The organism is Streptomyces sp. NPDC050997 (assembly GCF_040660135.1).
Taxonomy (GTDB): Bacteria; Actinomycetota; Actinomycetes; order Streptomycetales; family Streptomycetaceae; genus Streptomyces.
Genome location: NZ_JBFAGK010000002.1, coordinates 613939 through 637485, shown reverse-complemented (window position 1 = coordinate 637485; position 23547 = coordinate 613939). Strand labels below are relative to the sequence as shown.

The window sequence follows — 23547 nt, the reverse complement described above, 5'->3', positions numbered from 1 at the left end:
CGCAGGTCCTAGCCCGCCAAGTGCCGTGCCGCGAAGTCCAGTTCCAGTCTCACCTGCTTGATGCGCTCGTCCACCACCAGGGAGCCGTGTCCCGCGTCGTAGCGGTACACCTCGTGCACCGCCCCTCTGGCCTCCAGGCGCTTGACGTAGTTGTCGATCTGGCGGATGGGGCAGCGGGGGTCGTTGACGCCGGCCGAGATGTAGACGGGGGCCTTGACCTGGTCGACGTAGGTCAGGGGTGAGGACGCCTCGAAGCGCTCCGGGACCTCCTCCGGGGTGCCGCCCAGCAGGGTGCGGTCCATGGCCTTCAGGGCTTCCATCTCGTCGTGGTACGCCGTGACGTAGTCGGCGACCGGGACGACCGCGATGCCCAGCGTCCACGCGTCGGGCTGGGCGCCGAGGCCGAGGAGGGTGAGGTAGCCGCCCCAGGAGCCGCCGGTGAGGACGAGGCGGGCGGGGTCGGCCAGGCCCGAGGTGATCGCCCACTCCCGGACCGCCGCGATGTCCTCCAGCTCGATCAGGCCGACCCGGTGCTTCAGGGCGTCGGTCCAGGCGCGGCCGTAGCCCGTGGAGCCGCGGTAGTTGACGCGGACCACCGCGTACCCGTGGTCGACCCAGGCGGCCGGGCCGGACGCGAAGGCGTCGCTGTCGTGCCAGGTGGGGCCGCCGTGGATGTCGAAGACCGTGGGGAGCGGGCCGGTGGTGCCCGCCGGTTTCTGGACCAGGGCGTGGATGCGGCCGCCGGGGCCCTCCACCCACACGTCCTGCACGGCGACGGATCCCGGGGACTTCATGCCGGGCGGGTCCAGGACGGAGCGGCCCGTCGTCGAGCGGACCGTCGACGGTTCGGCGGCCGAGGACCAGAGGTACTCCACGCTGCCGTCGGGGCGGGCCGTCGCCCCGGAGACCGTGCCCGGCGGGGTCGGGACCCTGACCCGCTCCCGGGTCGCCAGGTCGTAGCGGAAGAGCTCGCTGCGGGCCTCGAAGCTGTGCGCGATCAGCAGGCCGGTGCCGTCCGGGTACCACTCGGCGCCGACGTCACCGGGCAGGTCCAGGGCGAGGTCGGTCTCCTCGCCGGTCGCCACGTCCCACACCAGGGGCTCCCAGCGGCCCCGGCGCTGGTGGCCGATCAAGAGCCTGGTGTCGCCGTCCACCGGAGCGAAGCCGAGGACCTCCAGGCCGAGTTCCCGCTCGCCGCCCTCGGTGTCGTCGAGGTCGGCGACCGGGGTGCCGTCGAGGCGCAGGACGCGCAGCGCCGAATGCATCGCGTCGCCGTGCTCGGTGTGCTCGAGGGCGATCAGCGAACCGTCGTGGGAGAGGTCGCCCACGCCCGCCGACTCGCGGTGGCGGTAGATCTGCACGGGCTCCTCGCCGACGCGGGAGACATGGATGGTCGTGCCGTCCTCGTCGGTGGAGCGGCCCACGACCGCGGTACGGCCGTCCCGGGCGAGGGCCAGCCCCGCCGGGTACGACGCCTTGAGGCCCGGCGTGGCGAGGTCGTCCGCCCCGCCCTCGAAGGGCTGGCGGCGCCAGACCCCGAACTCGTCGCCGTCCTTGTCGTCGAACCACCACACCCACCGGCCGTCCGGGGAGAGCACGCCGTCCGTCGTGCCGTTCGGCCGGTCGGTCACCTGGCGTTGCTCGCCCGTCGATCGGTCCCAGGCGTACAACTCGTAGGTCCCTGTCGCGTTCGACACGAACAGGGAGCGGTCCGGCGCGTCCTCCGCCCAGTCGGGCAGCGACACCCGGGGCGCCCGGAAGCGCTTCTCCCAGTCCGGCACGTCCGGCATCTCGTCGTTCCGCTCGGGCGAGGCGGACCCGTTGCTCTCAGTCATGGCCCCATACTGCCCGCCCAGACCGACAACGTGCAGACCAGCCCCCCAGCCTGTGGATAACTTCGACCGGCCTCTTCCGAAGCCCTTGCTTTCCCGGCCGGCGGTGGGCCCGGCGCCGACCCCGCGACCCGGGCCGGCGCGGGAGCCCCGTACCGTGGGAGGTGTGTACCGGTTTCTGCTGACGCCCCGTTGGTGGGGGATCAACGTCTTCGTGCTGCTCGCCATCCCGTTCTGCGTTTTCATGGGGTCGTGGCAGCTCAGCCGCTTCGAGGACCGGATGCAGGACCACCGCAGCGCGGAGACACAGGCCGCGTCCAGCGCGCGGGAGGCTGCCCGTCCGCTGTCCGAGATGCTGCCGGTGGACAAGTCCACCTCCGGTCGCCAGGTCACCGCGACCGGGCACTACGGCAAGCAGCTGCTCATCCCGGACCGTGAGCTGGACGGCCGCGAGGGCTACTACGTCCTGACATTGCTGCGCGTCGACGGGGGCGAGGCCCTGCCCGTCGTCCGGGGATGGCTGCCGGGTTCCGCCGACGCGGCGAAGGTGCCGGCCGCGCCGGGCGGTGAGGTCTCCGTCACCGGGGCCCTGCAGGCGTCCGAGACGCCCGGGGACAACGGGGTCAGTGCGCGGGGAGGTCTCCCGGCGGGGCAGACAGCGGCGATCAGCGCGGCGTCGTTGGTGAACCTGGTGCCGTACGACGTCTACGACGCGTGGGTCACGCTGGCCCGGGCGGACTCCGGGATGACGGCCGTACCGGCGGCGGCGCCCGCGGACTCGGGGCTGGACCTGAAGGCCTTCCAGAACCTGGGGTACACCGGCGAGTGGTTCGTCTTCGCCGGGTTCGTGGTGTTCATGTGGTTCCGGCTGTTGCGCCGTGAGGTGGAGTTCCTGCGGGACGCGGAGTTGGGCCTGGTGCCGGAGCCGGAGCCGGAGCCGGGTGGGGACCAGGAGCGGGTGGCCGTCTGACGAGGGGCCGCGGGCCGCGGGCCGCGGGCGACGAGGATGCTGGCGGCCGCAAGCGCCCCCAGCGAGGCGCCAGGCCTTGAGCATCCAAGGCCGGCACCGACTGCGCACGGGTCCTCCAGGACCCTGCCGACACCGACGCGCACGGTGCCTCTAGGACCCCGCCAGCACGCCCGTCCAGTACACCGCGCCCGCGCACGCGTTGGACACGACCGCCGAGACCGACGGTGCGCCGCCCTCCGCCGTGTTGGTGACGACCACGCTGCCGTCGGCCGTGCCGTCCTCCGTGACCAGCTGGGCCGAGGTGCCGGTGTCGCCGCTCGTGGTGGTGCCGCCGTCCGTGGTGGGGCCGTCCGTGGGCGACGGGTCGGGTGACGGGGCGCCCGTGTCGCCGCCGGTGGTGTCGCCGCCGGTCGTGGGGCAGGTCTCCGAGGGGACCCAGGCGAACTGCACCTCGTACGAGGAACCCGGCTGGAGCAGCAGTGAGCCGACCTCCAGGGACGGGTCGGGCAGGGCGGCCGCCGCGTCCCCGGCGACATGCCGGACGGTGCCGATCTTGGTGGCGTCCGCGGCGCCCTGCGCGGCCGGAGCCACCGTGCCCGGGCCGCTGACCGTACAGCCGGTGCCGGAGACGTTGGTGAAGCGGAAGGTGCCGTAGACCGCGCCGACCGAGTCGGGGGCGTTGACGCTCTGGGTGGCCGAGCCGATCTCGGTGGCCGTGCACGCCGAGGCGCCTGCCGCGGTGGTGGGCGGGGTGTAGGAGCCGGCGCTCGATCCGGCGCCGCTGCCGGTGGCCTTGCCCTTGCCGCTTTCCTTCTGCTCGGCCTTGTCCTTGTTCTCGGTCTTGCCCGCGGAACCGCCGGAGGTGCTCTCCCCGCCGTCCGGGCCCTTGCCCTGACCGGCCCCGCCCTGAGCCTGCGCGCCATGTCCGGCGATGGAGGGGTCGGCGCCGAGGCCGTTGGAGTTGGAGACATGCCACAGGGCCGGGATGGCGGTGCCGATGAAGAGCGCGGCGGCCGCCATGCCGACGACGGCCTGCCGCTTGCGGGCCCGTCGGGCGGGCACCGCCTTGCGCAGGTGGTCCAGCGTGCCGTCGCGCGGCTCGACCTCCTGGACCGCGTCGTGCAGCAACCTGCGCAGCACCAGCTCGTCCGAGTCGAGCTCCGTGGAGCTCTGGTCGTCGGGGCCGTGGTTCACAGTTCCGTTCCCAGCGTGCGATTGCTTCGGCTCTTGGTTGCCCGGCCCGTCTGTCGGCTCGTGCCACTCGTACGGCTCGTGCTCGTGGGTGACGTGCAGATGACGCCGCCCTTCGTGGTCGCGGCTCATGCCGCGGCCTCCATGGCGACCCGCAGTGCGGCGATGCCGCGCGAACCATACGCCTTGACGGAGCCCAGCGATATCCCGAGCGTCTCGGCGACCTGCGCCTCGGTCATGTCCGCGAAGTAGCGCAGGACCAGCACCTCGCGCTGGCGGCGCTGCAGGCCCTTCATCGCCGTGATCAGGGAGTCGCGTTCCAGCAGGTCGTAGGCCCCCTCCTCGGCGCTCGCCATGTCCGGCATCGGCTTGGAGAGCAGCTTCAGGCCGAGGATGCGGCGGCGCAGGGCCGAGCGGGACAGATTGACGACCGTCTGACGCAGGTACGCGAGCGTCTTCTCCGGGTCACGGACGCGTTTGCGTGCGGAGTGGACGCGGATGAACGCCTCCTGGACGACGTCCTCGCAGGAGGCGGTGTCATCGAGGAGGAGCGCCGCGAGGCCCAACAGCGAGCGGTAGTGCGCGCGGTAGGTCTCGGTGAGGTGGTCGACGGTGGTTCCGGCCGCCACCGTGTCCTCGGCGTACTCGGCACCGTCGCGCTGGTTCGGTATGCGGGTGGGTCGCGCTGCGGGCATGGGCGCGATCACCGGCATGCCACCGGCCGTGCCGGCCATGCGGGGTCGTAGGGCCGCACGGGGCGGCCGGAGAGCCGAGCCGCGCGGGACCGCAATGAAGTCGAGTACCTCTGCCACGCCTGTTGGACACGCTTCACCCCATCAGGGTTGTACGAGACTGACCGTCTTCTGTCAGGCAGCACAACTGACCGTGCGTCAAACGCGCTCATGCCCTACCCGCTCTTCCCCTGTGTCCTGAATGACCGGAGCGTCCCCACGCCCCGAAAAAACGTCCCCGCGCCCCCTGAAGGGCGTTCGCAAAGACGCTCCCCGCCCTCCGCGCGGTTGCGGAGGGCGGGGAGCCAAATCTTCGAACGCCTGGCGAGCTCGGTTCAAGTGGTACGGACCATCGCCCGTGCCACATGTCATCCACAGATCCTACAAATGAATGCGGTTTCGGCCAGGACTTTTCCGGCAGTAGTACCGTGCAGCACCACGTGTCGCTCGTAACACCAAGCGTCCGAGAAGGCGCTTTCGTCACCTGAGACCGGGTCGAAACGAACCGAGTTGGGCCGAACTCTCTTGAACCTCGACGGACTCGACCAAATCAGGCCCAACTTGACCGAATTGGACTGGACCGAACGGGACTGAGTCAGAGCGAACTGGACTGGGTCAGACCGAACTCGACCGGACTCAGCCGAACTCGGCCGCGACCAGCTCCGCGATCTGCGCGGTGTTGAGGGCCGCGCCTTTGCGCAGGTTGTCCCCGCACACGAAGAGTTCGAGCGCGGTGGGGTCGTCCAGCGCCCTGCGCACCCGTCCCACCCAGGTCGGATCCGTGCCCACGACATCGGCGGGCGTGGGGTACTCCCCCGCCTCCGGATCGTCGAAGAGCACCACCCCGGGGGCCGTGGCGAGGATCTCGCGTGCCTTGCGGACGGTGACCTCGCCCTCGAAGCGGGCGTGGACGGTCAGGGAGTGCGTGGTGACGACGGGCACCCGCACGCAGGTCACCGCGACCGGCAGCCTGGGCAGTCCGAGGATCTTGCGCGACTCGTCGCGCACCTTCATCTCCTCGGAGGACCAGCCGTCCTCGCGCAGCGACCCGGCCCACGGTACGACGTTCAGCGCGACCGGCTCCGGGAACGGCCCGGTGTTGTCGCCGACGGCCCGCCGTACGTCTCCGGGGCTGGTCCCCAGCTCCGTCCCGGCGACCAGGGACAACTGCTGGCGCAGGGTCTCCACCCCGGCCTGGCCGGCCCCGCTCACCGCCTGATAGGAGGAGACGACCAGCTCGCGCAGCCCGAACTCGGCGTGCAGCGCGCCCAGGGCCACGATCATGGAGAGGGTCGTGCAGTTGGGGTTCGCGATGATGCCCCGCGGCCTGACACGGACCGCGTGCGGATTGACCTCGGGCACGACCAGGGGCACCTCCGGGTCCATCCGGAAGGCGCCCGAGTTGTCCACCACCACCGCACCTCTGGCGGCGGCGATCGGCGCCCACTGGGCGGCGACCTCGTCGGGGACGTCGAACATGGCGACATCGATCCCGTCGAAGGCGTCCTCGGTGAGCGCCACCACCTCGACCTGCGTACCGCGCAGGGCCAGCTTGCGGCCGGCCGAGCGCGGTGAGGCGATCAGTCGGATCTCGCCCCAGATGTCCGCGTGCTGCGACAGGATCTGGAGCATGACCGAGCCGACGGCTCCGGTCGCACCCACGACCGCGAGCGTCGGTCGTACGGTCATCGCCCGGTGCCTCCGTAGATGACGGCCTCGTCGCTGTCGGAGTCGAGCCCGAAGGCGGAGTGGACCGCGCGCACCGCCTCGGACACGTCGTCGGCGCGGGTGACCACCGAGATGCGGATCTCGGAGGTCGAGATCAGCTCGATGTTCACACCCGCGTCGGACAGCGCCTCGAAGAAGGAGGCCGTGACGCCCGGGTTGGTCTTCATCCCGGCGCCGACGAGGGAGATCTTGCCGATCTGGTCGTCGTAGCGCAGCGACTCGAAGCCGATGCCGGCCTTGTTCCGCTCCAGGGCGTCGATGGCCTTGCGGCCCTCGGTCTTCGGCAGCGTGAAGGAGATGTCCGTCAGGCCGGTGGACGCGGCGGACACGTTCTGCACGATCATGTCGATGTTGATCTCGGCGTCCGAGATCGTACGGAAGATCGCGGCGGCCTCGCCCGGCTTGTCCGGCACACCGACGACCGTGACCTTGGCCTCGGAGGTGTCATGCGCGACACCGGAGATGATGGCCTGCTCCACCTTCTGGACCCCTTGCTCGATCGGCTCACTGCTGACCCACGTGCCCCTGAGCCCACTGAAGGACGAGCGGACGTGGATCGGGATGTTGTAGCGGCGCGCGTACTCCACGCACCGGTGAAGCAGCACCTTCGACCCGGAGGCGGCGAGCTCCAGCATGTCCTCGAAGGAGATCCAGTCGATCTTCTTCGCCTTCTTCACCACCCGCGGGTCGGCGGTGAACACGCCGTCGACGTCGGTGTAGATCTCGCACACCTCGGCGTCGAGGGCGGCGGCGAGCGCGACGGCCGTGGTGTCGGAACCGCCACGCCCGAGCGTGGTGATGTCCTTCTTGTCCTGGCTGACGCCCTGGAAACCGGCGACGATGGCGATGTTGCCCTCGTCCAGCGCGGTCCGGATGCGGCCCGGCGTGACGTCGATGATCCGCGCTTTGTTGTGGACCGAGTCGGTGATCACGCCCGCCTGGCTGCCGGTGAACGACTGGGCCTCGTGGCCCAGGTTTTTGATCGCCATGGCCAGCAGCGCCATGGAGATCCGCTCTCCGGCGGTCAGCAGCATGTCGAACTCACGCCCGGCAGGCATCGGAGACACCTTTTCGGCGAGATCGATCAACTCGTCCGTCGTGTCACCCATCGCGGAAACGACGACGACCACCTGGTGGCCGCTCTGCTTCGCTTCCACGATTCGCTTGGCGACGCGCTTGATGCCCTCGGCATCGGCTACGGAGGAGCCTCCGTACTTCTGCACGACAAGGCCCACGTGCGCTCCTCGATCAGTCAGTCTGTGTATCCGCAGTCCACACATACGCATATGTACTGCGGTCGGCTCATTCTATCGAGCACCCGAAAATCGCCTCCGCGGTATCGCATGCTGAGACTTCGGCGCCCAGGTCAGCGCATGCCCACATCGGGGCCTCCGGAAAAGTGCCAAGTGTCACAGGAGCAGACCGCACGCGCCCGGAAGTACGCCGCGTAGTCACTCGACTACGCGGTGACCGGCCTGCGCCGCCCCCGCAGCAGACTGACTCCGGCGCCGAGGGAGACGACGCCCATTCCTACGGCGGTCATGACGCCCTGGGCACCGTCGACGACGAAGGGGGCGACCGCGGCGACGGCCAGGTTGAACAGGAAGAGGAACCAGAGGACGGGCTTGGAGGCGAGCAGCGACTTCATGGGGTTTCCTTCGGTGAGGGCGTTTTCCGTGTTGGCGGCGCCTGGTTGGCTTGCCTTGCGAGATCAACGATTCCGTTTCGCGGCGGCCGTCACGAGGGAGTGCTCTCCCGAACCGGGGGTGTAGCGCGCTACACCATCGACCCTCGCTAGCGCGCCTGTTCGGATACGGTCTGTCGATGGACGTATTGCGCTACGTGGCCTTCACCACCGACCCCGCCGGCGGCAACCCGGCGGGTGTGGTGCTCGACGCCACCGGGATCGACGACGCCACGATGCTCAAGACGGCGGCGGAAGTGGGTTACTCCGAGACGGCGTTCGTCGTTCCGTGCGACGACGGATCCCTGGACATGCGGTACTTCAGCCCGCTCGCCGAGGTGCCGTTCTGCGGCCACGCCACGATCGCGACAGCGGTCGCCCACGCCCAGCGTCACGGTGTCGGGCCCCTGCGGCTGCGGACAAAGGCAGGGGAGGTCACCGTCTCCACCGCCCAGGCCGACGACGGCTCCATGACGGCCACCCTGGTGAGCGTGCCACCCCGATCGGTCCCCCTCGCCGACGCCGTCCTGGCCGAGCTGCTGGCGGCCCTGCGCTGGTCCCCCGACGACCTCGACCCCGCGCTGCCGCCACGCGTGGCCTACGGCGGCGCCTGGCACCCGGTGATCGCGGCCGCCGGCCGTGACCGACTGGCCGACCTGGCCTACGACATGACCGCACTGTCCGCGCTCATGAGCCGCGAGGACTGGACCACCATCGACCTGGTCTGGCGGGAGACCCCGACCGTGTTCCACGCCCGCAACCCCTTCCCGCCCGGCGGCGTCGTCGAGGACCCGGCCACCGGCGCCGCGGCCGCCGCGTTCGGGGGTTACCTGCGCGAGTTCGACCTTTTGCCGCTTCCGGCGACGGTGACGGTCCACCAGGGAGTGGACATGGGACGACCCAGCACCATCACGGTGACGGTGCCACGGGAGCCGGACAGCGGGATCGGGGTCTCGGGCGCGGCCGTCCAGATCTCCTGATTCGCCCCTCGCGTCGGGTCAGTCCGCGAACTCCTCGTGCCGGTACCGACCGTCCTCCGGCTGGTTGAACACGACGACCGAGCAGTGCGAGTTCCTCGAAATCGTCGCCAAGGCCGGCTCGTCATGGCCGCTCCACCCGGATGCGTTTACGGTTGGCACTCGCCGCCAAGGCCCTGATGTCATCGAGGTCGTCCGTGAGGATGAGGGCGTCATCGTGCGTGACAGACGCGAGCACCACGCTGGCGTCGATCACGTCCGCCGTGCCGTTGCTCTGACAGAGCAGTGCCGCCGCTTTCGCTGTCGTCTCGTTCAGCGGCAGGACGAGACAGGGACGCAGCACCCTGTGCAGGTTCGCAGCCTTGGGACGGGTGTCCCAGCACTGGGCCAGCACCCCCGCCGGCACGATCGGCCGGACGTCCGCGGCGAGGAACTCGTCGTGTTGCACGATGAAGTTCCGGTCGTTCTTCGCCGCCGCGAGCAGCGCTCCCGAGTCGTACACGACATGGCTCACGCGGAGCGGGCCTCCTTCGTCTCGTGCTCGCCGCGTCCCATGAGGTCGGCCACGCGGGCCTTGGCCCTGGCGCGCTCCTCCTCGGTGAACATGCCGTACCGCTCCTGGTACTCGACCATGGCCTCCCGGCCGTCACGCATCCGCTTGCGGTGGCCCAGGTAGGCCTCCAAGGCCCGGCTGACCACGGCCGAGAGCTGCTCGTCCTCCGCCTCGGCGTACTGCCGCAGCGCCTCGCCGAGCTCGGCATCGAGACTCACGCTGAACTTCACCTTCTCTGCCATATTCCAAATGTAATCCAAGGGATCTACTGAAACGTCACCGCTTCCAGCGCCTCGGCGGCAGCCCGTTCGCGATCCGCTCACGGTTGTCGCGGTAGTGGTACATGACCCGGTCCTCGATGGGCACGGAGCGGAACGTGTCGGGCACGGGGCCGCCCGTACGGCGTTCCAGCTTCTGCTTGAGGAAGTAAGCGGACGTGATGCCGAGGTGGGCGACCTCTTCGAAGCCCTTCGTGACGTCCTCGTCGGTCATCGGGTCCTCCGCGAACTCCTTGCGGCAGTCCTCACAGATGCCCCGGTCGATCTTCACCGTGCGTTCGTCCTGGTCACAGGTGCCACAGGCCATGATCACGCGGGTGACGCGGGCTCGCAGCGGGCGGCCCGGGGCGGTGTCGGCGGCGTCGTCGGAGGCAGTGTCGCTCTTCTGCGGGGGCATCTTGGTCTCCAGTCGGGTACGGGCGAAGCCGCCCGGGTTGCTGACATTGGGGGGAAGCCCGTCGGTCAGGGCTCGTGTGATGTCGTTCGGTGTCGCGCCACGGGACAACCACTCCGCGGCGAGAGGTTCGAGGGACCGGCAGTCGGTCTCGGAGAGAGGCATACGGGGGTCGGCGGCGCGGAGTCCGACGAGCGTGCGGTACGCGGCGCTGGGCCGGTCGGGGGCAGGTTCGTTCTGTGTGGGTTCAGCTTCAGGAGCGGGCTGCGGGGCCGGGTCCTCGGTGCGCGCCAGGCCGGGCCGGTAGTCCTGCGTCACGTCCTTGCCCTTGCGCTCCCGCGCGAAGCTCGCCCACCACTCCGATGACCTGCGCGTACGCGACCAGTACGTCCGCGTCACCCAGCGCATCGAGTTGTCCTCGACGGTGATGTGTTCCTTGATCCAGCGCAGGTGGCCGGCCTCGGTCAGGCGGTTCAACGAGGTGCGCATCGCCTGCTGGCGGTAGCGGGGGTGTTCCTGCGCGAGCACCTTGTGGCCCATCGCGTGGCCGTCGTCGAGGTGGTCGATGAAGACGGCTACCTCGGCGTCACGCGGGAGCAGATGTGCGAAGTCCGGGTCCGCGTGCGGGTCTTCGTCACCCGCGGTGCGTTTTCCGTAGCCCGTTTTGGCCATGGGGTGCGACGGGGACGGCAGGGCAGGGCTAGGGTAGGCGTAAGCCACGATCGAACCTCGTTCTTCGATTCGTAGGTCAGGCCCCGGAGCCGGTGTTGGCGCACCGACCGGGGCCGATCTTTTTGGTTGTTTGCCGCGAACCTAGAGCGGCTTTACTCTCCGGCGCAAGCCGATCACGGAACGTCACCCTTTCGAGGTACGACGCCTCAACTCACGTACATACTTGGTTGGTTGGGTTGGATTTCAACCAGACCAGAAACCCATGGAAAGAGCTCGGAGCTCGGGGCTCAAGCTCCGGGGCGACCTGCGGAAACTCCCGAGAGGAACGCCGTCCAGGCGGAGGCGGGGAGACGGAGTTCGGGGCCGGTGGGGGTCTTGGAGTCGCGGATGTGGATGCGGGTGGAGAACGCGACTTCGAGGCAGGCGCCGCCTTCGGAGTCGCTGTAGCTCGATTTGAACCACTTCAGTTGGTCGCTCATGGCTGCGTCACCATCCGCTCAATAAAACGGGCCGACTCATCGGGGCTGAGAGCCTCCGCCCGGATCATGCTAAGCCGCTCGTTGGCGCGGCTGACAACCGCCGGATCGACCGAGAGGTCGCTCCCCAACTGGCCTTCTGTATAGGCGAACCGCTCGTGATCGTTGGTTTCCAGCAGCACGATAGGGCCCAGGAGCGCGGCGGAAACGGCCCGTTCGAAGGGCAGCGCCTGGAGAGCCACGTTCGGCAGGCGGGACACCTCCAGCAGGTGCTGCAACTGCTCCGCATCCACCTGGGGGGCTCGCAGGGCTGCCTCGTAGATCACAAAGCTGAGGGCAACCGGCGGCTTGCGTTTGGTGAGGATCGACTGACGCTCCAGCCTGGCTGCGATTCTCTCCTCCACCGTTTCCTCATCCAGGAGGGGCACGTGGTTTTCGATGAGCGCACGCGCGTACCCCTTCGTCTGCAGAAGACCGGGAATGTACGCCACTTCGTACCACCAGAGGCTGATCGCCTCCCGCTCCCTCTCCATGAAGTCCTGCGCCCGCGCCGGGAACTTCTCCCTCTGCAAGTACTCCTTGGCCGCGCTCAGCAGCCCCTCCGCGCGGCACAGCTCGTCCGCCGCGTCGAGCACTCGGGGCGTCGGCATGCGTACCCCCTGCTCCATGGACTTGATCGTGTCCGGCGAGTAGTTGGAGGCGGCGGCGAGTTCCTCGCGGGTGACGTTCGCCTTGGTGCGCCAGCGTTTCAGCTGGTTGCCGCTGTAGCGCCAGGCAACCGGCATCTGGGAGTTGTACTGACCCGACACAGCACGCGCCTCCTACCGATACACCCCGGCGTGTATCACCTCAGTCACTACCGAGCGTAGCCGCGCGACCGTCACCGTGTGACCATGACGAACGCAATTCACCGCCCCGACTGGATCCCGGCCTCAGGTCACCAACTCCGCGTGGCGGGCGTGCATTTCGACGCCGTGCGGATCGAGGGCGTACGAGGGGAACTGGTCGCCGAGCGGATGATCGAGGCGGCGGACGGGGACGCGGGGCCGGTCGTGTGCGAGGCGTCCGGGTTCCGGTGGATGTACTTTCTGCTGGCGCCCGGTGAGGTGCGCGGGCACAGCTGGCCGCTGGGTGTGCAGCGGTTCGGCGGCCGAGGTGACCGCGCGCTCACCTACATCGGGATCCCGGCGCTGGACGGCAACACCTGGCCGCTGCGCTGGTACAGCGAACCGACACCGAGCGCGCCGTACGTCGATCCGGAGGTCCTGCTGAGAGCCCTGTGAAGGGCTACTTTGCGGGCCGCGCTCCCAGCGACTCCCCGATCTCCTCCGCCATCACCCGGCCCGCCTCGACCTCCAGGGTCTCGTCGCCCATGGACTGGTCCGTGTCGAGGCCGTCGAGTTCAGCCAGGGGCTGGTTCAGGCGGACATGGGCGACGACCGACTGGAGTGCGCGCAGTGCAGCCGACGCCGTGGAGCCCCAGTTGGAGAAGTAGGAGAACTGCCACCACCACAGGGCCTCCGTGGTGCGGCCGGCGCGGTAGTGGGCCATGCCGTGGCGGAGGTCGGTGATGACGTCGGTGAGGTCGTCGGAGATACGGGCCGGGACCGGCGCCTTGCGGGGCTCGTAGGGGTCGAAGACCTCGGAGTAGACGTCGATCGGCTCCAGGAGGCGGGCGAGGTTCTCGCGGAGGTCGTCCACGTCCGGCTCCGGGCCCAGGTCGGGCTCGTAGCGCTCGTCGGGGAGGATGTCCTCGTGGGCGCCCAGGCGTCCGCCGGCCAGGAGGAGCTGGGAGACCTCCAGGAGGAGGAAGGGGACCGCCGAATCCGGCTCGTCGCCCTTCGCGACCTCCGTGACGGCCACCAGGAAGCTCCCCACCTGGTCCGCGATCTGGACCGCGAAGTCGTCGGGGTTCTGGCTGGTCGCGTGCAGCGTGGCGTCAGACATCTAGGAGTCGTCTCCCCTCGAAGGCGCGGCCGAGAGTCACCTCGTCCGCGTATTCCAGGTCGCCACCCACAGGGAGGCCGCTGGCCAGGCGGGTGACCTTGAGGCCCATGGGCTTGATCATGCGGGCGAGGTACGTGGCCGTCGCCTCGCCTTCGAGATTCGGGTCGGTGGCCAGGATCAGTTCCGTGACCGTGCCGTCCGCCAGACGCGCGAGGAGTTCCCTGATGCGGAGGTCATCGGGGCCGACGCCCTCGATCGGGCTGATCGCGCCGCCCAGGACGTGGTACTTGCCCCGGAACTCACGCGTGCGCTCGATCGCGACGACGTCCTTCGGCTCCTCCACCACGCAGATCACCGAGAGGTCGCGGCGGGTGTCGCGGCAGATGTTGCACAGCTCCTCCTGCGCGATGTTGCCGCAGGTCGCGCAGAAGCGGACCTTCGCCTTGACCTCCATCAGGCACTGCGCGAGACGCCGTACGTCCGTCGGTTCCGCCTGCAGGATGTGGAAGGCGATCCGCTGCGCGCTCTTGGGACCGACGCCGGGCAACCGCCCCAATTCGTCGATGAGGTCCTGGACCACGCCTTCGTACACGGACTGCCCGTCCTTCCCTGCTTGTTGAGGGTCCTTCTGTCCGTACGGTAGTTGGCCGATGCCCGTCTTAGATAGACGGGCCGGGGATCAGAACGGCAGGCCCGGGATGCCGGTGCCGCCGCCGAGGCCCTGGGCCAGCGGGCCGAGCTTCTGCTGCTGGAGGTCCTGCGCGTTCTCGTTGGCCGCCTGGACGGCCGCTACGACGAGGTCGGCGAGGGTGTCGGTGTCCTCCGGGTCCACCGCCTTGGGGTCGATCTTCAGCGCGCGCAGCTCGCCGGCGCCGGTGACCGTCGCTGTCACCAGACCGCCGCCGGCCTGGCCCTCGACCTCGGTCCGCGCCAGTTCCTCCTGGGCGCTCGCCAGGTCCTGCTGCATCTTCTGAGCCTGCTGCAGCAGCTGCTGCATGTTGGGCTGGCCACCACCGGGGATCACGATCAGCTCTCCTTGGTCGGTACGGGGTTTCCCGTTCAGCACGAGCCTACGTGGTCTGTGCGGCCGTCGCCCCAGCACTCTTTCGAGTGATTCGACGGTGCGTCCTATACCTGATCAAGACCCACTTCCGGGCGGAAAAGTGACGAAACCCGATCCTTCGCCACCCATTGGGCGGTAGTAAGGGTGCGGCGCGTCAGCATCAGCCGTCACGCAGCGTGATCGGTCGGGATCAGGTAGGGAGTGCCGGGTGGGTCAGCCGGAGATGCAGCCCGAGGGTCCGCCTCAGGACGGTCGGGGTGAGGGGGCGGCCGAGCTGCGGGCCGGCGATCTGACGGGGCGGGTGTTTCCGCTCGGAGACTGGGGCGAGCCCGCCGTACGGCTGCACGAATTGTACCGATGGGTGGAGCGCGGGGCGCTGGAGACGGCGTCGTGGTATCTCGCGGACCGGGTGTGGAAGCGGCGGGGGGCGCGGGTACTGCGGGTGGGCGCGGCGGGGGGCGCGGTGGCGGGGGCCGCGTTGCCGCTGCTGGACATGACGGGCGTGGTGGGCGGGGTGGCGCCCTGGGGGTATCTGGCGTTGCTGCTGGGGGTGGCCTGTGTCGCGGGGGACCGGTTCTTCGGGGTGACGTCCGGGTGGATAAGGGACGTGGCCACGGCTCAGGCCGTGCAGCGACGGCTTCAGGCACTGCAGTTCGACTGGGCCTCGGAGAGCGTGCGGGAGGTTCTGGGCCCGGCGGACGGGACGGCGAGCGAGGCGGCGGACCGGTGCCTCGGGGTGCTGCGGCGGTTCTCGGAGGACGTGACGGAGTTGGTGCGGGCGGAGACGGCGGACTGGATGGTGGAGTTCCGGACCGGGGCGGCACCGTTGGGGATCCAGTCGGTGGGGGTCGCGGGGCAGCGACAGGACGCGGGAGCGTCGGGAACCGGACGCTTCCCCTCCCCTCCGGGAACCGGCGCCCGCCCGAACATGCCCCGCCAGCGGCCACCGGAGCCGAGGTGAGCGGTGCCGGGGGGAGCGGGGCCGGGGGAGGCGGGGCCGGGGGAGGCGTGATCAAGACTCCGCTCAGATGCCGATGAGCCGGACGCGGTCACCGCACAGCCGGGCCATGTCATCGACGTCGGACGTCAGCATGGCCACCGGTCCCGGCTGACGCAGTGCCACCTCGGCGACAGTCACATCGATCGCGTACTTGTGGCCGTGCAGACCTGCGGACTTGAGCAGTTCCGCGGACGTTTTCGCCGCATCCGCGGTCACCGGCTCGATCCTGACGCGGGACAGCGCCCACCGCAGCCGAGGCATGTTCACCCGCGCGTGGCTGACTTCCACGACGGTGTTGGCTCCGAGGACGAAATCGGCGCCCACGGCATGGAACACCTGGAACATCGCGAGAATCTTGCGGTCCTGCGCAATCCAGGCGGAGAGCCCCTGGGAATCCAGGACAACGGTCTCGACGTGCACGGTCACGCCGCGCTCGCCGACCCGCGCTTGTCCGTCGTCCCGAAGATCCTGGAACGCGCCTCCGCCAGCTCCTCCTCGGTGAAGGCCCCGTGCTCCTCCTGGTGGCGTCGCAGGTCGGCACCGAGCAGCTGGTGCCGCAGCTGACGCGCCACCGCTTCGGCGACATAGCCGGAGACGTTGTCGGTGAGCTTCCTCAGTTCGGCGACCTGCTCGGTCGGCAGCGTCACCGTGATACGGGTCGTGTCAGCCATGACGTCAGCATACTGCGGTATGCGCCCCGTGGTCGTCCCGCTGGGCGCCCCGGTCACTGGCGGGTGTACGTCAGTTTCTTGTCCGTGCCGGCGTTCGTGCGTTGGAGTGTGCCGTCCGGCAGCAGGCTGATCTCGCTCGCCGCGCCCGGTGAACAGGAGGAGCGGGGCTCGCCGATCGTGACCGTGGACGGACCGATCCGCAACGGGCCGTCCGCGCCCGGCGGTTCGGTCAGGTCGGCCTGGAACACGCAGTGGTAGGTGCCGTTCGCGGTGGGGCCGTCGGCGATGAGGGAGAGCACCGTGTCGCCCGTGTCGCCCTGCTGGAGGGTGAGTTCGCGGGTGTGCGTGCCGTCGGCGTTGTCGATCGTCGCGGCCCAGGTGCCGAGGTAGTCGGCCGGGATCGTGCCGTCCGACGGCGGTGCGGAGGTGGTGGGCTGCGAGGGGCTGGGAGACGGCCGGCCGTCCAGGGCCTGGCCGCCCGGGCTGGTGGGAGCCGTCACCGAGGGTGTGGGCGTGCCGCCTGCCTGATCGTCGTCGCCGCCGTTCATCAGGGCGTACACCGAGCCGCCGGCCGCCAGCGCGACGATCAGGGCGACGAGGACGAGTACGGCGGTGGAGCGGGAGGTGTTCCTGGGGTCCTGGGGGGCGGTGGGGCCGTAGGGCGGGGTGGAAGCGGTGGGCGGCGGGCCGTAGGGCGGGGTCTGACCGAGGCCGCCGTACTGGTTGTACTGGTGGTACGGCGGTGTCGTGCCGGGGGCGCCGGGCTGGTGCGGATAGCCGTACGCCGAGGGCTGCGGGTGTTGTTGCGGGTAGCCGTAGGCGGGGTGGGCGGGAGCGCTTCCCGGCGGGGGCGCCTGTCCGTTGCGGCCCGTGACGACGGTCGGCAGGTGGTCCACCCGTTGGTCCGTCGGCGCCCCGCTGCCCGGCTGCCCCGGCACGGGCGGACTGGCCGGCGTGTCAGGGGTGGGAGTGGAGGCCGGGGCCTGGGCCTGGGCCTGATTCGGGATCGGGGACGGGGAGGAGTCGGCGGCGACGCCGTGCTCGGGGGACACCTCGGCGTCCGGGCCCGCGGCGGAACCGGCGCCGCCCCCCGCCCCCTCGGGGTCCTCCGTCTCCAGCAACCGCACCGCGTGCCGCCCCAGTTGGGCGACCAGCGCACTCGGCAGCCATGGGTCCTTGGACCGGCCGCCCGCGACCGTGTCCTCGGCGCCGGTGCGATCCAGGACGTGGTCCAGTGTCGGGCGGGCCCCCGGGTCCTTGCGCAGGCAGGCACAGACGAGGTCGGCGATGCCCTCGGGGACGCCCGTGAGGTCGGGATCCTCCTGCGCGATGCGGAACATCAGGGCGTGGACCCCGCTGTTGGCCGTGCCGAAGGGGAGTTTGCCGGTGGCGGCGTAGGCGAGGACCGAACCGAGGCAGAACACGTCGCAGGCCGGGGTGATCCGGTCGCCCCGCACCTGTTCCGGGGCCATGAAGCCCGGCGAGCCGACGAGCGCGCCGGTGCGGGTGAGCCCGCCGTCGGTGACCGTCTCCAGCGCCCGCGCGATGCCGAAGTCGATGACCCGCGGACCGTCGATCGTGATCAGCACGTTGGACGGCTTGAGGTCACGGTGGACGATCCCGGCCGCGTGGATGTCCCCCAGCGCGTGGGCGAGCCCGGCCGCGAGGATACGGACCGAGCGTTCGGGCAGGGCACCGTGGTCGTGGCCGACGATCTGCTGGAGGCTGGGCCCGGCGACGTACCCCGTGGCGACCCATGGCACCGCGGCCTCGGTGTCCGCGTCCAGCACGGGCGCCGTCCAGTGCCCGCCGACCTGCCGCGCGGCCTGCACCTCCTGCCGGAACCGCGCCCGGAACTCGTCCTGCGCGGCCAGTTCCTCCCGTACGAGTTTGACGGCGACCGTCCGCCCCCGGTCGGACCTGGCCAGATACACCTGTCCCATCCCGCCGGCGCCGAGCCGCGCCAACAGTCGGTACGCGCCGATCCGTTGTGGATCCCCGGACCCGAGATTCTCCATCGTTGCGCCGCCTTCCCCCCGCCCCGCACGTGAGCAACAGATCGAGGATAGTGCGGCCCCACCCCGCGATGAGCTGGGCGTTGTCTACGGTTCCGTAACAGGCGGGCGCACCTGTTCGAGCACCTTGGAGAGCCGTTCCAGAACCCGTACGGCGTCCGCGAGTTCGGCCTCGTCACCGTACGCCTCGGCCAGCCGGTCGGCGAAGGCCGCGTGCCCGGGGCCGACGCGGGCGACGGCCGCCCGTCCCTCCTCGGTGGGTGCCAGCAGCTTGGCGCGGCGGTGGGCGGGGTTCGGCCGGTACTCGGCGAGTCCGCGCTCCACCAGCAGGTCGGCGACGCGCTGCACGCTCTGCCGGGTGATGCCCATCGTGCGGGCGATGCCGGACACCGGCAACGGCTCCCCGAGCACCGCGCCGAGCACCTGCCACCAGGCGGCGGTCAGCCCGGCGGGCTTCGCCAACTCCTCGGCCACGGCGAGGAACTGGCCGTTCAGCCGGAACACCCCGAGAGCGCCGCGACTGAGCAGGTCCTGGCGCTCCCGGCTCACCGCGTCGCCCCCGCCCGCTCCAGTACGGCGTAGGCCGCGGCGTCGGAGTCGTGGAACAGCCGGTACCAGGCGTCCAGCACCTCGCCCTCGTACACCCCGAGGAGCCGGAAGATCTCCCGGGCGAAGGCGACGGGCTCGGTCGGGCCGGCGGTGATCAGGCCGCGGTCGCTCACGGCGTCCGTCTCGACATACCGCTCGCCGCCTGTGTATCCGGTCGCGGCCAGGTAGAAGGAGACCGCGCTGGTGTGGTCGCGGTCGTCGAGCAGTCCCTCCCGCGCGAGCCCGGCGGTCGCCCCGCAGATCGCGGCCACGGGCACGCCGGCGTCCAGGAAGGCGCGGGCCTTGCGGGCGAAGGGGGCGAGGCCGACGGACGACGTGTCCCAGAGGTCGGCGCCCGGCAGGATCAGCAGGGCGCTGTCTTGCGGGCGTACGTCCGCCAGGGCGCACGAGGGCTGGATACGCAGCCCCCCGACCGAGGTCACCGACGCACGGCTGGGCCCCACGGTCCGGATCTCGTACCCGGCGCGGGCGAGATACGCCGTCGCGTGTCCCGTCTCCCAGTCGGCGAGCGTGTCGTACACGGCGAGATGTACGGGCTTGCGGCTCATGGCTGCCTCCTCGGACCGTCCCGGTCGTCGTCGTGGCCTTCTCGGCCGTCCTGTCGACTTCAGATGACTCGATCAGATGACTCGATCAGATGACTCGATTCAGATGACAACATGCTGTCATTTCGACAGCGCACTGTCAATGGGTGGTTCTTCGACAACCTGTCGTGGATCGCCCCGTGCCGCAGACAGGACGCCCATACCGCTTCCGCGTCGCGGGCACCTACCCTCGGGCACATGACCCCTCAGCCAAACCCCGAGGCCGGCGCCGCCGTGAAGGCCGCGGACCGCGCTCATGTGTTCCACTCCTGGTCCGCGCAGGAGCTCATCGACCCGCTCGCCGTCGCCGGTGCGGAGGGGTCGTACTTCTGGGACTACGACGGCAGGCGGTACCTGGACTTCTCCAGCGGGCTCGTCTACACGAACATCGGCTACCAGCACCCGAAGGTCGTCGCCGCGATCCAGGAGCAGGCCGCGACCCTGACCACGTTCGCGCCCGCGTTCGCGATCGAGGCGCGGTCGGAGGCGGCACGGCTGATCGCCGAGCGGACGCCGGGGGACCTGGACAAGATCTTCTTCACCAACGGCGGCGCGGACGCCGTCGAGCACGCGGTGCGCATGGCCCGGCTGCACACGGGCCGCGCGAAGGTGCTGTCGACGTACCGCTCGTACCACGGCGGCACCCAGCAGGCCGTGAACCTCACCGGGGACCCGCGCCGCTGGGCGTCGGACAGCGGCGCGGCCGGAGTGGTGCACTTCTGGGCGCCCTACCTCTACCGCTCCCGCTTCTACGCCGAGACCGAGGAGCAGGAGTGCGCGCGGGCGCTCGAACACCTGGAGACGACGATCGCCTTCGAGGGGCCGGGCACGGTCGCCGCGATCATCCTGGAGACGATTCCGGGGACGGCCGGGATCATGATCCCGCCGCCGGGTTATCTCGCCGGTGTCCGTGAGATCTGCGACAAGTACGGGATCGTCTTCATCCTGGACGAGGTCATGGCCGGGTTCGGGCGGACCGGTGAGTGGTTCGCGGCCGACCTGTTCGACGTCGTACCGGACCTGATGACCTTCGCGAAGGGCGTGAACTCCGGGTATGTGCCCCTGGGCGGAGTCGCCATCTCCGGGGCGATCGCGGAGACCTTCGCCAAGCGGCCGTACCCGGGCGGGCTGACGTACTCGGGGCATCCGCTGGCGTGTGCGGCGGCCGTCGCGACGATCAACGTCATGGCCGAGGAGGGGGTCGTCGAGAACGCGGCCAGGCTCGGGCGGGACGTCGTCGGGCCCGCGCTGCGGGAGTTGGCCGAGCGGCATCCGTCGGTGGGCGAGGTGCGGGGCGTCGGCATGTTCTGGGCCGTGGAGCTGGTGCGCGACCGGGAGACCCGGGAGCCGCTCGTGCCGTACAACGCGGCGGGCGAGGCGAACGCCGCCATGGCCGCGTTCGGGGCCGCCGCGAAGAAGCAGGGGCTGTGGCCGTTCATCAACATGAACCGGACCCATGTGGTGCCGCCGTGCAACGTGAGCGAGGCGGAGCTGAAGGAGGGGCTGGCGGTCCTGGACGCCGCGCTGGCGGTCGCTGACGAGTACACGACGGAGTGACGGAGCGGCTGCCGGACGGCCAGGATGTAAGTGCCAAGTACCGGGGCGACTCGAACGCGTAAGGTGGCGTGCTCGTAGACATGTACGAGCACGCCAACCCCGACGCGACGAGGGAGACGCCCCAAACCATGCCCGCCAGCAGCGGCAACGGCGCCGTGACCCGCAGCACCCTGCGGCAGCAGATCGCCGACGCACTCCGCGACGAGGTGCTGGCCGGGAGACTGCAGGCGGGGCAGGAGTTCACGGTGAAGGAGATCGCCGAGCAGTACGGCGTCTCCGCGACCCCCGTCCGTGAGGCGCTGGTCGACCTCTCCGCGCAGGGGCTCCTCGAAGCCGACCAGCACCGGGGGTTCCGGGTGCACGAGTACACGGTCGAGGACTTCCGCGGGATGATCGAGGCCCGCAGCCTGGTCACCGACGGGATGTTCCAGGCGCTCGACGACGGCCACAAGGGGTACCGGGGGCTCGACGACCCCCGCGGTGCGGCCGCGGTCGCGGGAGTGCTGCGGCGGGGCGAGGAGGCACGGCGCGCCGCCGACGCCGGTGACCTCACCATCCTGATCGGCTACGACCTGCGCTTCTGGCGTGAGCTGAGCGTGCTCTTCGGCAACCCCTATCTCACCGACTTCCTGCAGCGGCTACGCGTGCAGACCTGGGTGTGCACCGTGCAGCATGTGCGCCGGCTGACCGATCTGCGCGGCCGGCTGTGGTCCCGGCACACCGATTTGGCCGCCGCCCTCGCCGACCGCGACATCGTGACCGCCCGGACGATCGTCTCCGCGTACAACACGCACTCCCTGGAGCTGGTCGAGCGCACGGGGCAGGGCTGAGACCTCTCGGGGGCGTGTCCCTCGGGCCGGGTCCCCCCAGTTGCCGCACCGGCGGGAATTCGCCGACCCACGCCGCCTCCCGGGTGAGCCGGGCGGGTCCGGGTAGGGAACGTGCACGAGCCGAGCGGGACGGGGCAGGTCGGGAATCGCGCGGGGGGAGCCGACCGGGCGCCGCACCGATTACCCTGCCTTGACCACCGTGCGGCCACCACCGTGCGCCGCGAGTAACCGACGCGAGTAACAGAGGAGCTGTCTTTTGGCCTGTGACCTGTGGCTGGTGCCGCTCGTCGACGTGTTGTGCCACACCCCGGACAACCCGTTCGCCGAGGAACTCGCGCAATACAACAAGGTGCTCGCCGAGGCCGGGCTGCCGCCGGTGCCGGTGTACCAGTACATGCCGGGCCTGTCCGGCGACGTCGCCCCGGTGGCCGGGTTCGACTACGACGCCCTGCACTTCCTGCGCCGCGCCTATCTGCTCCAGGTCTGCGGGCTGCCGGTGACTCCGGTGGACGAACTGGGCGGCGACTACGAGCAGTTGCTGGAGATGTTCGAGACGACGGCCCAGCAGTCGCACCTGGTCTGGCACTACGACCACGCGGGCGCGTACGTCCCCGTCGACTTCCCGCACCCCCTCGCCAACGACGAACTCCTCGCGGCCGGCGGCCCGTTGGGCTCCGCCCAGACCCTGCTGCGGGAGCTGGAGCTCGTGGCTCCGACCATCGGCATCGACCCCGCCAACCCGCCGGCGCCCCCCGAACCGCCCCTCGCCCCCACGGAGCTGGAGGAGCCCGCCGTACCGGCTCCCTACGACCCCAGCCCCTTCGCCCGTGAGCGCCACGTCTGGCTCGGGCTGCACGCGGCGGCGACGCGGAGCCTGGCACAGGGGTCGATGATCATCTTCAGCTGAGGGTCAGTGCCCCAGCTGGGAGAGGCCCTTCTGCACGTCGTCGAGGTTCATCACCGGGGTGTAGCTGATCTCGGCGCCGAGGTTGAGGAAGAAGGGTTCACTGAGCACCGGCATCTGGGAGCTGTCCTGCATGTCGAAGACGAGGAACGCGGTGCGCTTGCCGTGGTCGGCGGTGAAGTAGGCCGCCTCGGGCTTGATCTGCTCCACCGACTCCTGGATCAGTTTGCCCAGGCTGCCGTTCCGGATGGCCTCGTTCGCCTTCTCCGTGTCCATCGATGCCTTGAGCAGTACGCGCATCACACTCACCTTCTTCTGGTCGCCATACGCTGATGCACTGTCCAAGGATATGCCTGTATGTGGCTTTTCTCCTTGGCTGCTACGGCGGGAGCGGAAGGTGCTGGGGCGGCCGGGGCGGGCGTTCGCCCGGTGGGCCGAGGTCCACCGGGCGAAGTTCGCGGGATGATCCGCGGTTACTTGATGGTCCAGCCCACGCTGCCGACGCCCGTGCTGTAGATCGCGCAGACGCCGGAGGACTCGCTGTACTGGCCCGGCGACAGCGTCACCCACTGCCCGGAGACGTCGGGGGCCCAGCCGCAGACGACCTCGGCGCGGAAGGTGACGTTGTGATCGGTGTTGTTCTGGCAGCCTGCGATGCCGTGGTCCGGGTTGTTGTTGTGCACCCAGCCCTCACAGTCGACGGTTCCCTGGACGCCGGCCGACGCGGCCTGAGCCGGAACGGCCACGGCACCGACGGTCAATGCCAGCGCCGAGACCGTGGTGGCCAGGCCGGCGGTGAGGATGCTCTTCCTACGGTTCACTGTGTGCCCCCGTGAGGTTGTTGGTTCGCGTTGCTGACCTCAGTGAAGGGCACCCGGAGC

28 protein-coding genes are annotated in these 23547 nt (G+C 70.1%); 7 read left to right on the top strand and 21 right to left on the bottom strand.

What is annotated here, in order from left to right; translation table 11 throughout:
* Positions 1–8 precede the first annotated feature (8 nt).
* The gene (locus AB0H86_RS06115; protein ID WP_362433492.1) at positions 9–1835 is read right to left on the bottom strand and encodes a prolyl oligopeptidase family serine peptidase; all 1827 of its coding nucleotides are present in this window, start codon (positions 1833–1835) and stop codon (positions 9–11) included.
* Between the two features lie 163 nt (positions 1836–1998).
* Here AB0H86_RS06115 and AB0H86_RS06110 point away from each other — a divergent pair, with 163 nt between their 5' ends.
* The gene (locus tag AB0H86_RS06110) at positions 1999–2802 is read left to right on the top strand and encodes an SURF1 family protein (protein WP_362433490.1); all 804 of its coding nucleotides are present in this window, start codon (positions 1999–2001) and stop codon (positions 2800–2802) included.
* Between the two features lie 150 nt (positions 2803–2952).
* Here AB0H86_RS06110 and AB0H86_RS06105 read toward each other — a convergent pair whose 3' ends face one another.
* From AB0H86_RS06105 to AB0H86_RS06085, 5 genes are all read right to left on the bottom strand, one after another.
* Complete coding sequence (locus AB0H86_RS06105) at positions 2953–4125, bottom strand: hypothetical protein (RefSeq protein WP_362433487.1); 1173 nt, start codon at positions 4123–4125, stop codon at positions 2953–2955.
* Positions 4122–4727 (bottom strand): SigE family RNA polymerase sigma factor, encoded by a 606-nt coding sequence (locus AB0H86_RS06100; RefSeq protein ID WP_362433718.1) that lies wholly within the window; start codon positions 4725–4727, stop codon positions 4122–4124. Before AB0H86_RS06100 ends, AB0H86_RS06105 begins: the two co-directional genes overlap by 4 nt.
* Before the next feature lie 633 nt (positions 4728–5360).
* Positions 5361–6413, bottom strand: coding sequence for an aspartate-semialdehyde dehydrogenase (locus AB0H86_RS06095; RefSeq protein ID WP_362433485.1), 1053 nt, complete (start codon positions 6411–6413; stop codon positions 5361–5363).
* Complete coding sequence (locus AB0H86_RS06090) at positions 6410–7687, bottom strand: aspartate kinase (protein WP_362433483.1); 1278 nt, start codon at positions 7685–7687, stop codon at positions 6410–6412. Before AB0H86_RS06090 ends, AB0H86_RS06095 begins: the two co-directional genes overlap by 4 nt.
* Positions 7688–7911: 224 nt before the next feature.
* Positions 7912–8100, bottom strand: a complete 189-nt coding sequence (locus AB0H86_RS06085; RefSeq protein ID WP_362433480.1) for a hypothetical protein — start codon at positions 8098–8100, stop codon at positions 7912–7914.
* Positions 8101–8276: 176 nt separating this feature from the next.
* Here AB0H86_RS06085 and AB0H86_RS06080 point away from each other — a divergent pair, with 176 nt between their 5' ends.
* Positions 8277–9116: a PhzF family phenazine biosynthesis isomerase gene (locus AB0H86_RS06080; RefSeq protein WP_362433477.1), complete on the top strand. Its 840-nt coding sequence runs from the start codon at positions 8277–8279 to the stop codon at positions 9114–9116.
* A 121-nt stretch (positions 9117–9237) separates the two neighbouring features.
* Here the strand turns inward: AB0H86_RS06080 and AB0H86_RS06075 are convergent, their stop codons facing one another.
* The 5 genes from AB0H86_RS06075 to AB0H86_RS06055 all read right to left on the bottom strand — a co-directional run bounded on the left by AB0H86_RS06075 (position 9238) and on the right by AB0H86_RS06055 (position 12271).
* A complete protein-coding gene (locus AB0H86_RS06075; protein WP_362433475.1) occupies positions 9238–9627 on the bottom strand; it encodes a twitching motility protein PilT in 390 nt (129 codons plus the stop codon).
* Positions 9624–9908, bottom strand: coding sequence for a hypothetical protein (locus AB0H86_RS06070; RefSeq protein ID WP_362433472.1), 285 nt, complete (start codon positions 9906–9908; stop codon positions 9624–9626). Before AB0H86_RS06070 ends, AB0H86_RS06075 begins: the two co-directional genes overlap by 4 nt.
* 34 nt (positions 9909–9942) lie before the next feature.
* Complete coding sequence (locus AB0H86_RS06065) at positions 9943–11010, bottom strand: hypothetical protein (RefSeq protein WP_362433470.1); 1068 nt, start codon at positions 11008–11010, stop codon at positions 9943–9945.
* Between the two features lie 287 nt (positions 11011–11297).
* Positions 11298–11489, bottom strand: a complete 192-nt coding sequence (locus AB0H86_RS06060) for a DUF397 domain-containing protein (protein ID WP_362433468.1) — start codon at positions 11487–11489, stop codon at positions 11298–11300.
* On the bottom strand, positions 11486–12271 hold the full coding sequence (locus AB0H86_RS06055) for a helix-turn-helix transcriptional regulator (RefSeq protein ID WP_362433716.1): 786 nt from the start codon (positions 12269–12271) through the stop codon (positions 11486–11488). Before AB0H86_RS06055 ends, AB0H86_RS06060 begins: the two co-directional genes overlap by 4 nt.
* A gap of 102 nt (positions 12272–12373) precedes the next feature.
* Here AB0H86_RS06055 and AB0H86_RS06050 point away from each other — a divergent pair, with 102 nt between their 5' ends.
* Positions 12374–12769: a hypothetical protein gene (locus AB0H86_RS06050; RefSeq protein ID WP_362433465.1), complete on the top strand. Its 396-nt coding sequence runs from the start codon at positions 12374–12376 to the stop codon at positions 12767–12769.
* Positions 12770–12773: 4 nt separating this feature from the next.
* On the opposite strand, the gene AB0H86_RS06045 is transcribed toward AB0H86_RS06050, so the two are convergent.
* The 3 genes from AB0H86_RS06045 to AB0H86_RS06035 all read right to left on the bottom strand — a co-directional run bounded on the left by AB0H86_RS06045 (position 12774) and on the right by AB0H86_RS06035 (position 14457).
* The gene (locus AB0H86_RS06045) at positions 12774–13433 is read right to left on the bottom strand and encodes a DUF5063 domain-containing protein (protein WP_362433463.1); all 660 of its coding nucleotides are present in this window, start codon (positions 13431–13433) and stop codon (positions 12774–12776) included.
* Positions 13426–14025, bottom strand: a complete 600-nt coding sequence (gene recR, locus AB0H86_RS06040; protein ID WP_362433461.1) for a recombination mediator RecR — start codon at positions 14023–14025, stop codon at positions 13426–13428. Before recR ends, AB0H86_RS06045 begins: the two co-directional genes overlap by 8 nt.
* A gap of 87 nt (positions 14026–14112) precedes the next feature.
* A complete protein-coding gene (locus AB0H86_RS06035; protein WP_362433458.1) occupies positions 14113–14457 on the bottom strand; it encodes a YbaB/EbfC family nucleoid-associated protein in 345 nt (114 codons plus the stop codon).
* Between the two features lie 247 nt (positions 14458–14704).
* Here AB0H86_RS06035 and AB0H86_RS06030 point away from each other — a divergent pair, with 247 nt between their 5' ends.
* Positions 14705–15457: an SLATT domain-containing protein gene (locus AB0H86_RS06030; RefSeq protein ID WP_362433455.1), complete on the top strand. Its 753-nt coding sequence runs from the start codon at positions 14705–14707 to the stop codon at positions 15455–15457.
* A gap of 63 nt (positions 15458–15520) precedes the next feature.
* On the opposite strand, the gene AB0H86_RS06025 is transcribed toward AB0H86_RS06030, so the two are convergent.
* The 5 genes from AB0H86_RS06025 to AB0H86_RS06005 all read right to left on the bottom strand — a co-directional run bounded on the left by AB0H86_RS06025 (position 15521) and on the right by AB0H86_RS06005 (position 19339).
* Positions 15521–15922, bottom strand: coding sequence for a DNA-binding protein (locus AB0H86_RS06025; protein WP_362433452.1), 402 nt, complete (start codon positions 15920–15922; stop codon positions 15521–15523).
* The gene (locus AB0H86_RS06020; protein ID WP_362433450.1) at positions 15919–16167 is read right to left on the bottom strand and encodes a hypothetical protein; all 249 of its coding nucleotides are present in this window, start codon (positions 16165–16167) and stop codon (positions 15919–15921) included. The genes AB0H86_RS06025 and AB0H86_RS06020 overlap by 4 nt, the downstream gene beginning before the upstream one ends.
* A gap of 53 nt (positions 16168–16220) precedes the next feature.
* The gene (locus AB0H86_RS06015; RefSeq protein WP_362433447.1) at positions 16221–18185 is read right to left on the bottom strand and encodes a protein kinase; all 1965 of its coding nucleotides are present in this window, start codon (positions 18183–18185) and stop codon (positions 16221–16223) included.
* An 84-nt stretch (positions 18186–18269) separates the two neighbouring features.
* Positions 18270–18731 (bottom strand): MarR family transcriptional regulator, encoded by a 462-nt coding sequence (locus AB0H86_RS06010; protein ID WP_362433445.1) that lies wholly within the window; start codon positions 18729–18731, stop codon positions 18270–18272.
* Positions 18728–19339: a DJ-1/PfpI family protein gene (locus tag AB0H86_RS06005; protein WP_362433443.1), complete on the bottom strand. Its 612-nt coding sequence runs from the start codon at positions 19337–19339 to the stop codon at positions 18728–18730. The genes AB0H86_RS06010 and AB0H86_RS06005 overlap by 4 nt, the downstream gene beginning before the upstream one ends.
* A gap of 234 nt (positions 19340–19573) precedes the next feature.
* On the opposite strand from AB0H86_RS06005, the gene AB0H86_RS06000 reads away from it, so the two are divergent.
* The 3 genes from AB0H86_RS06000 to AB0H86_RS05990 all read left to right on the top strand — a co-directional run bounded on the left by AB0H86_RS06000 (position 19574) and on the right by AB0H86_RS05990 (position 22669).
* Positions 19574–20932 carry an aspartate aminotransferase family protein gene (locus AB0H86_RS06000; protein WP_362433440.1) on the top strand — a complete coding sequence of 453 codons (1359 nt, stop codon included), beginning with the start codon at positions 19574–19576 and terminating at the stop codon, positions 20930–20932.
* 128 nt (positions 20933–21060) lie between these two features.
* Entirely contained in the window at positions 21061–21762 is a 702-nt protein-coding gene (locus tag AB0H86_RS05995) for a GntR family transcriptional regulator (protein WP_362433714.1), read from the top strand.
* A gap of 256 nt (positions 21763–22018) precedes the next feature.
* The gene (locus tag AB0H86_RS05990; RefSeq protein ID WP_362433437.1) at positions 22019–22669 is read left to right on the top strand and encodes a hypothetical protein; all 651 of its coding nucleotides are present in this window, start codon (positions 22019–22021) and stop codon (positions 22667–22669) included.
* A gap of 3 nt (positions 22670–22672) precedes the next feature.
* Here AB0H86_RS05990 and AB0H86_RS05985 read toward each other — a convergent pair whose 3' ends face one another.
* On the bottom strand, positions 22673–22966 hold the full coding sequence (locus AB0H86_RS05985; protein WP_362433435.1) for a hypothetical protein: 294 nt from the start codon (positions 22964–22966) through the stop codon (positions 22673–22675).
* A gap of 173 nt (positions 22967–23139) precedes the next feature.
* Positions 23140–23487, bottom strand: coding sequence for a hypothetical protein (locus AB0H86_RS05980; RefSeq protein ID WP_362433433.1), 348 nt, complete (start codon positions 23485–23487; stop codon positions 23140–23142).
* Between the last annotated feature and the right edge of the window lie 60 nt (positions 23488–23547).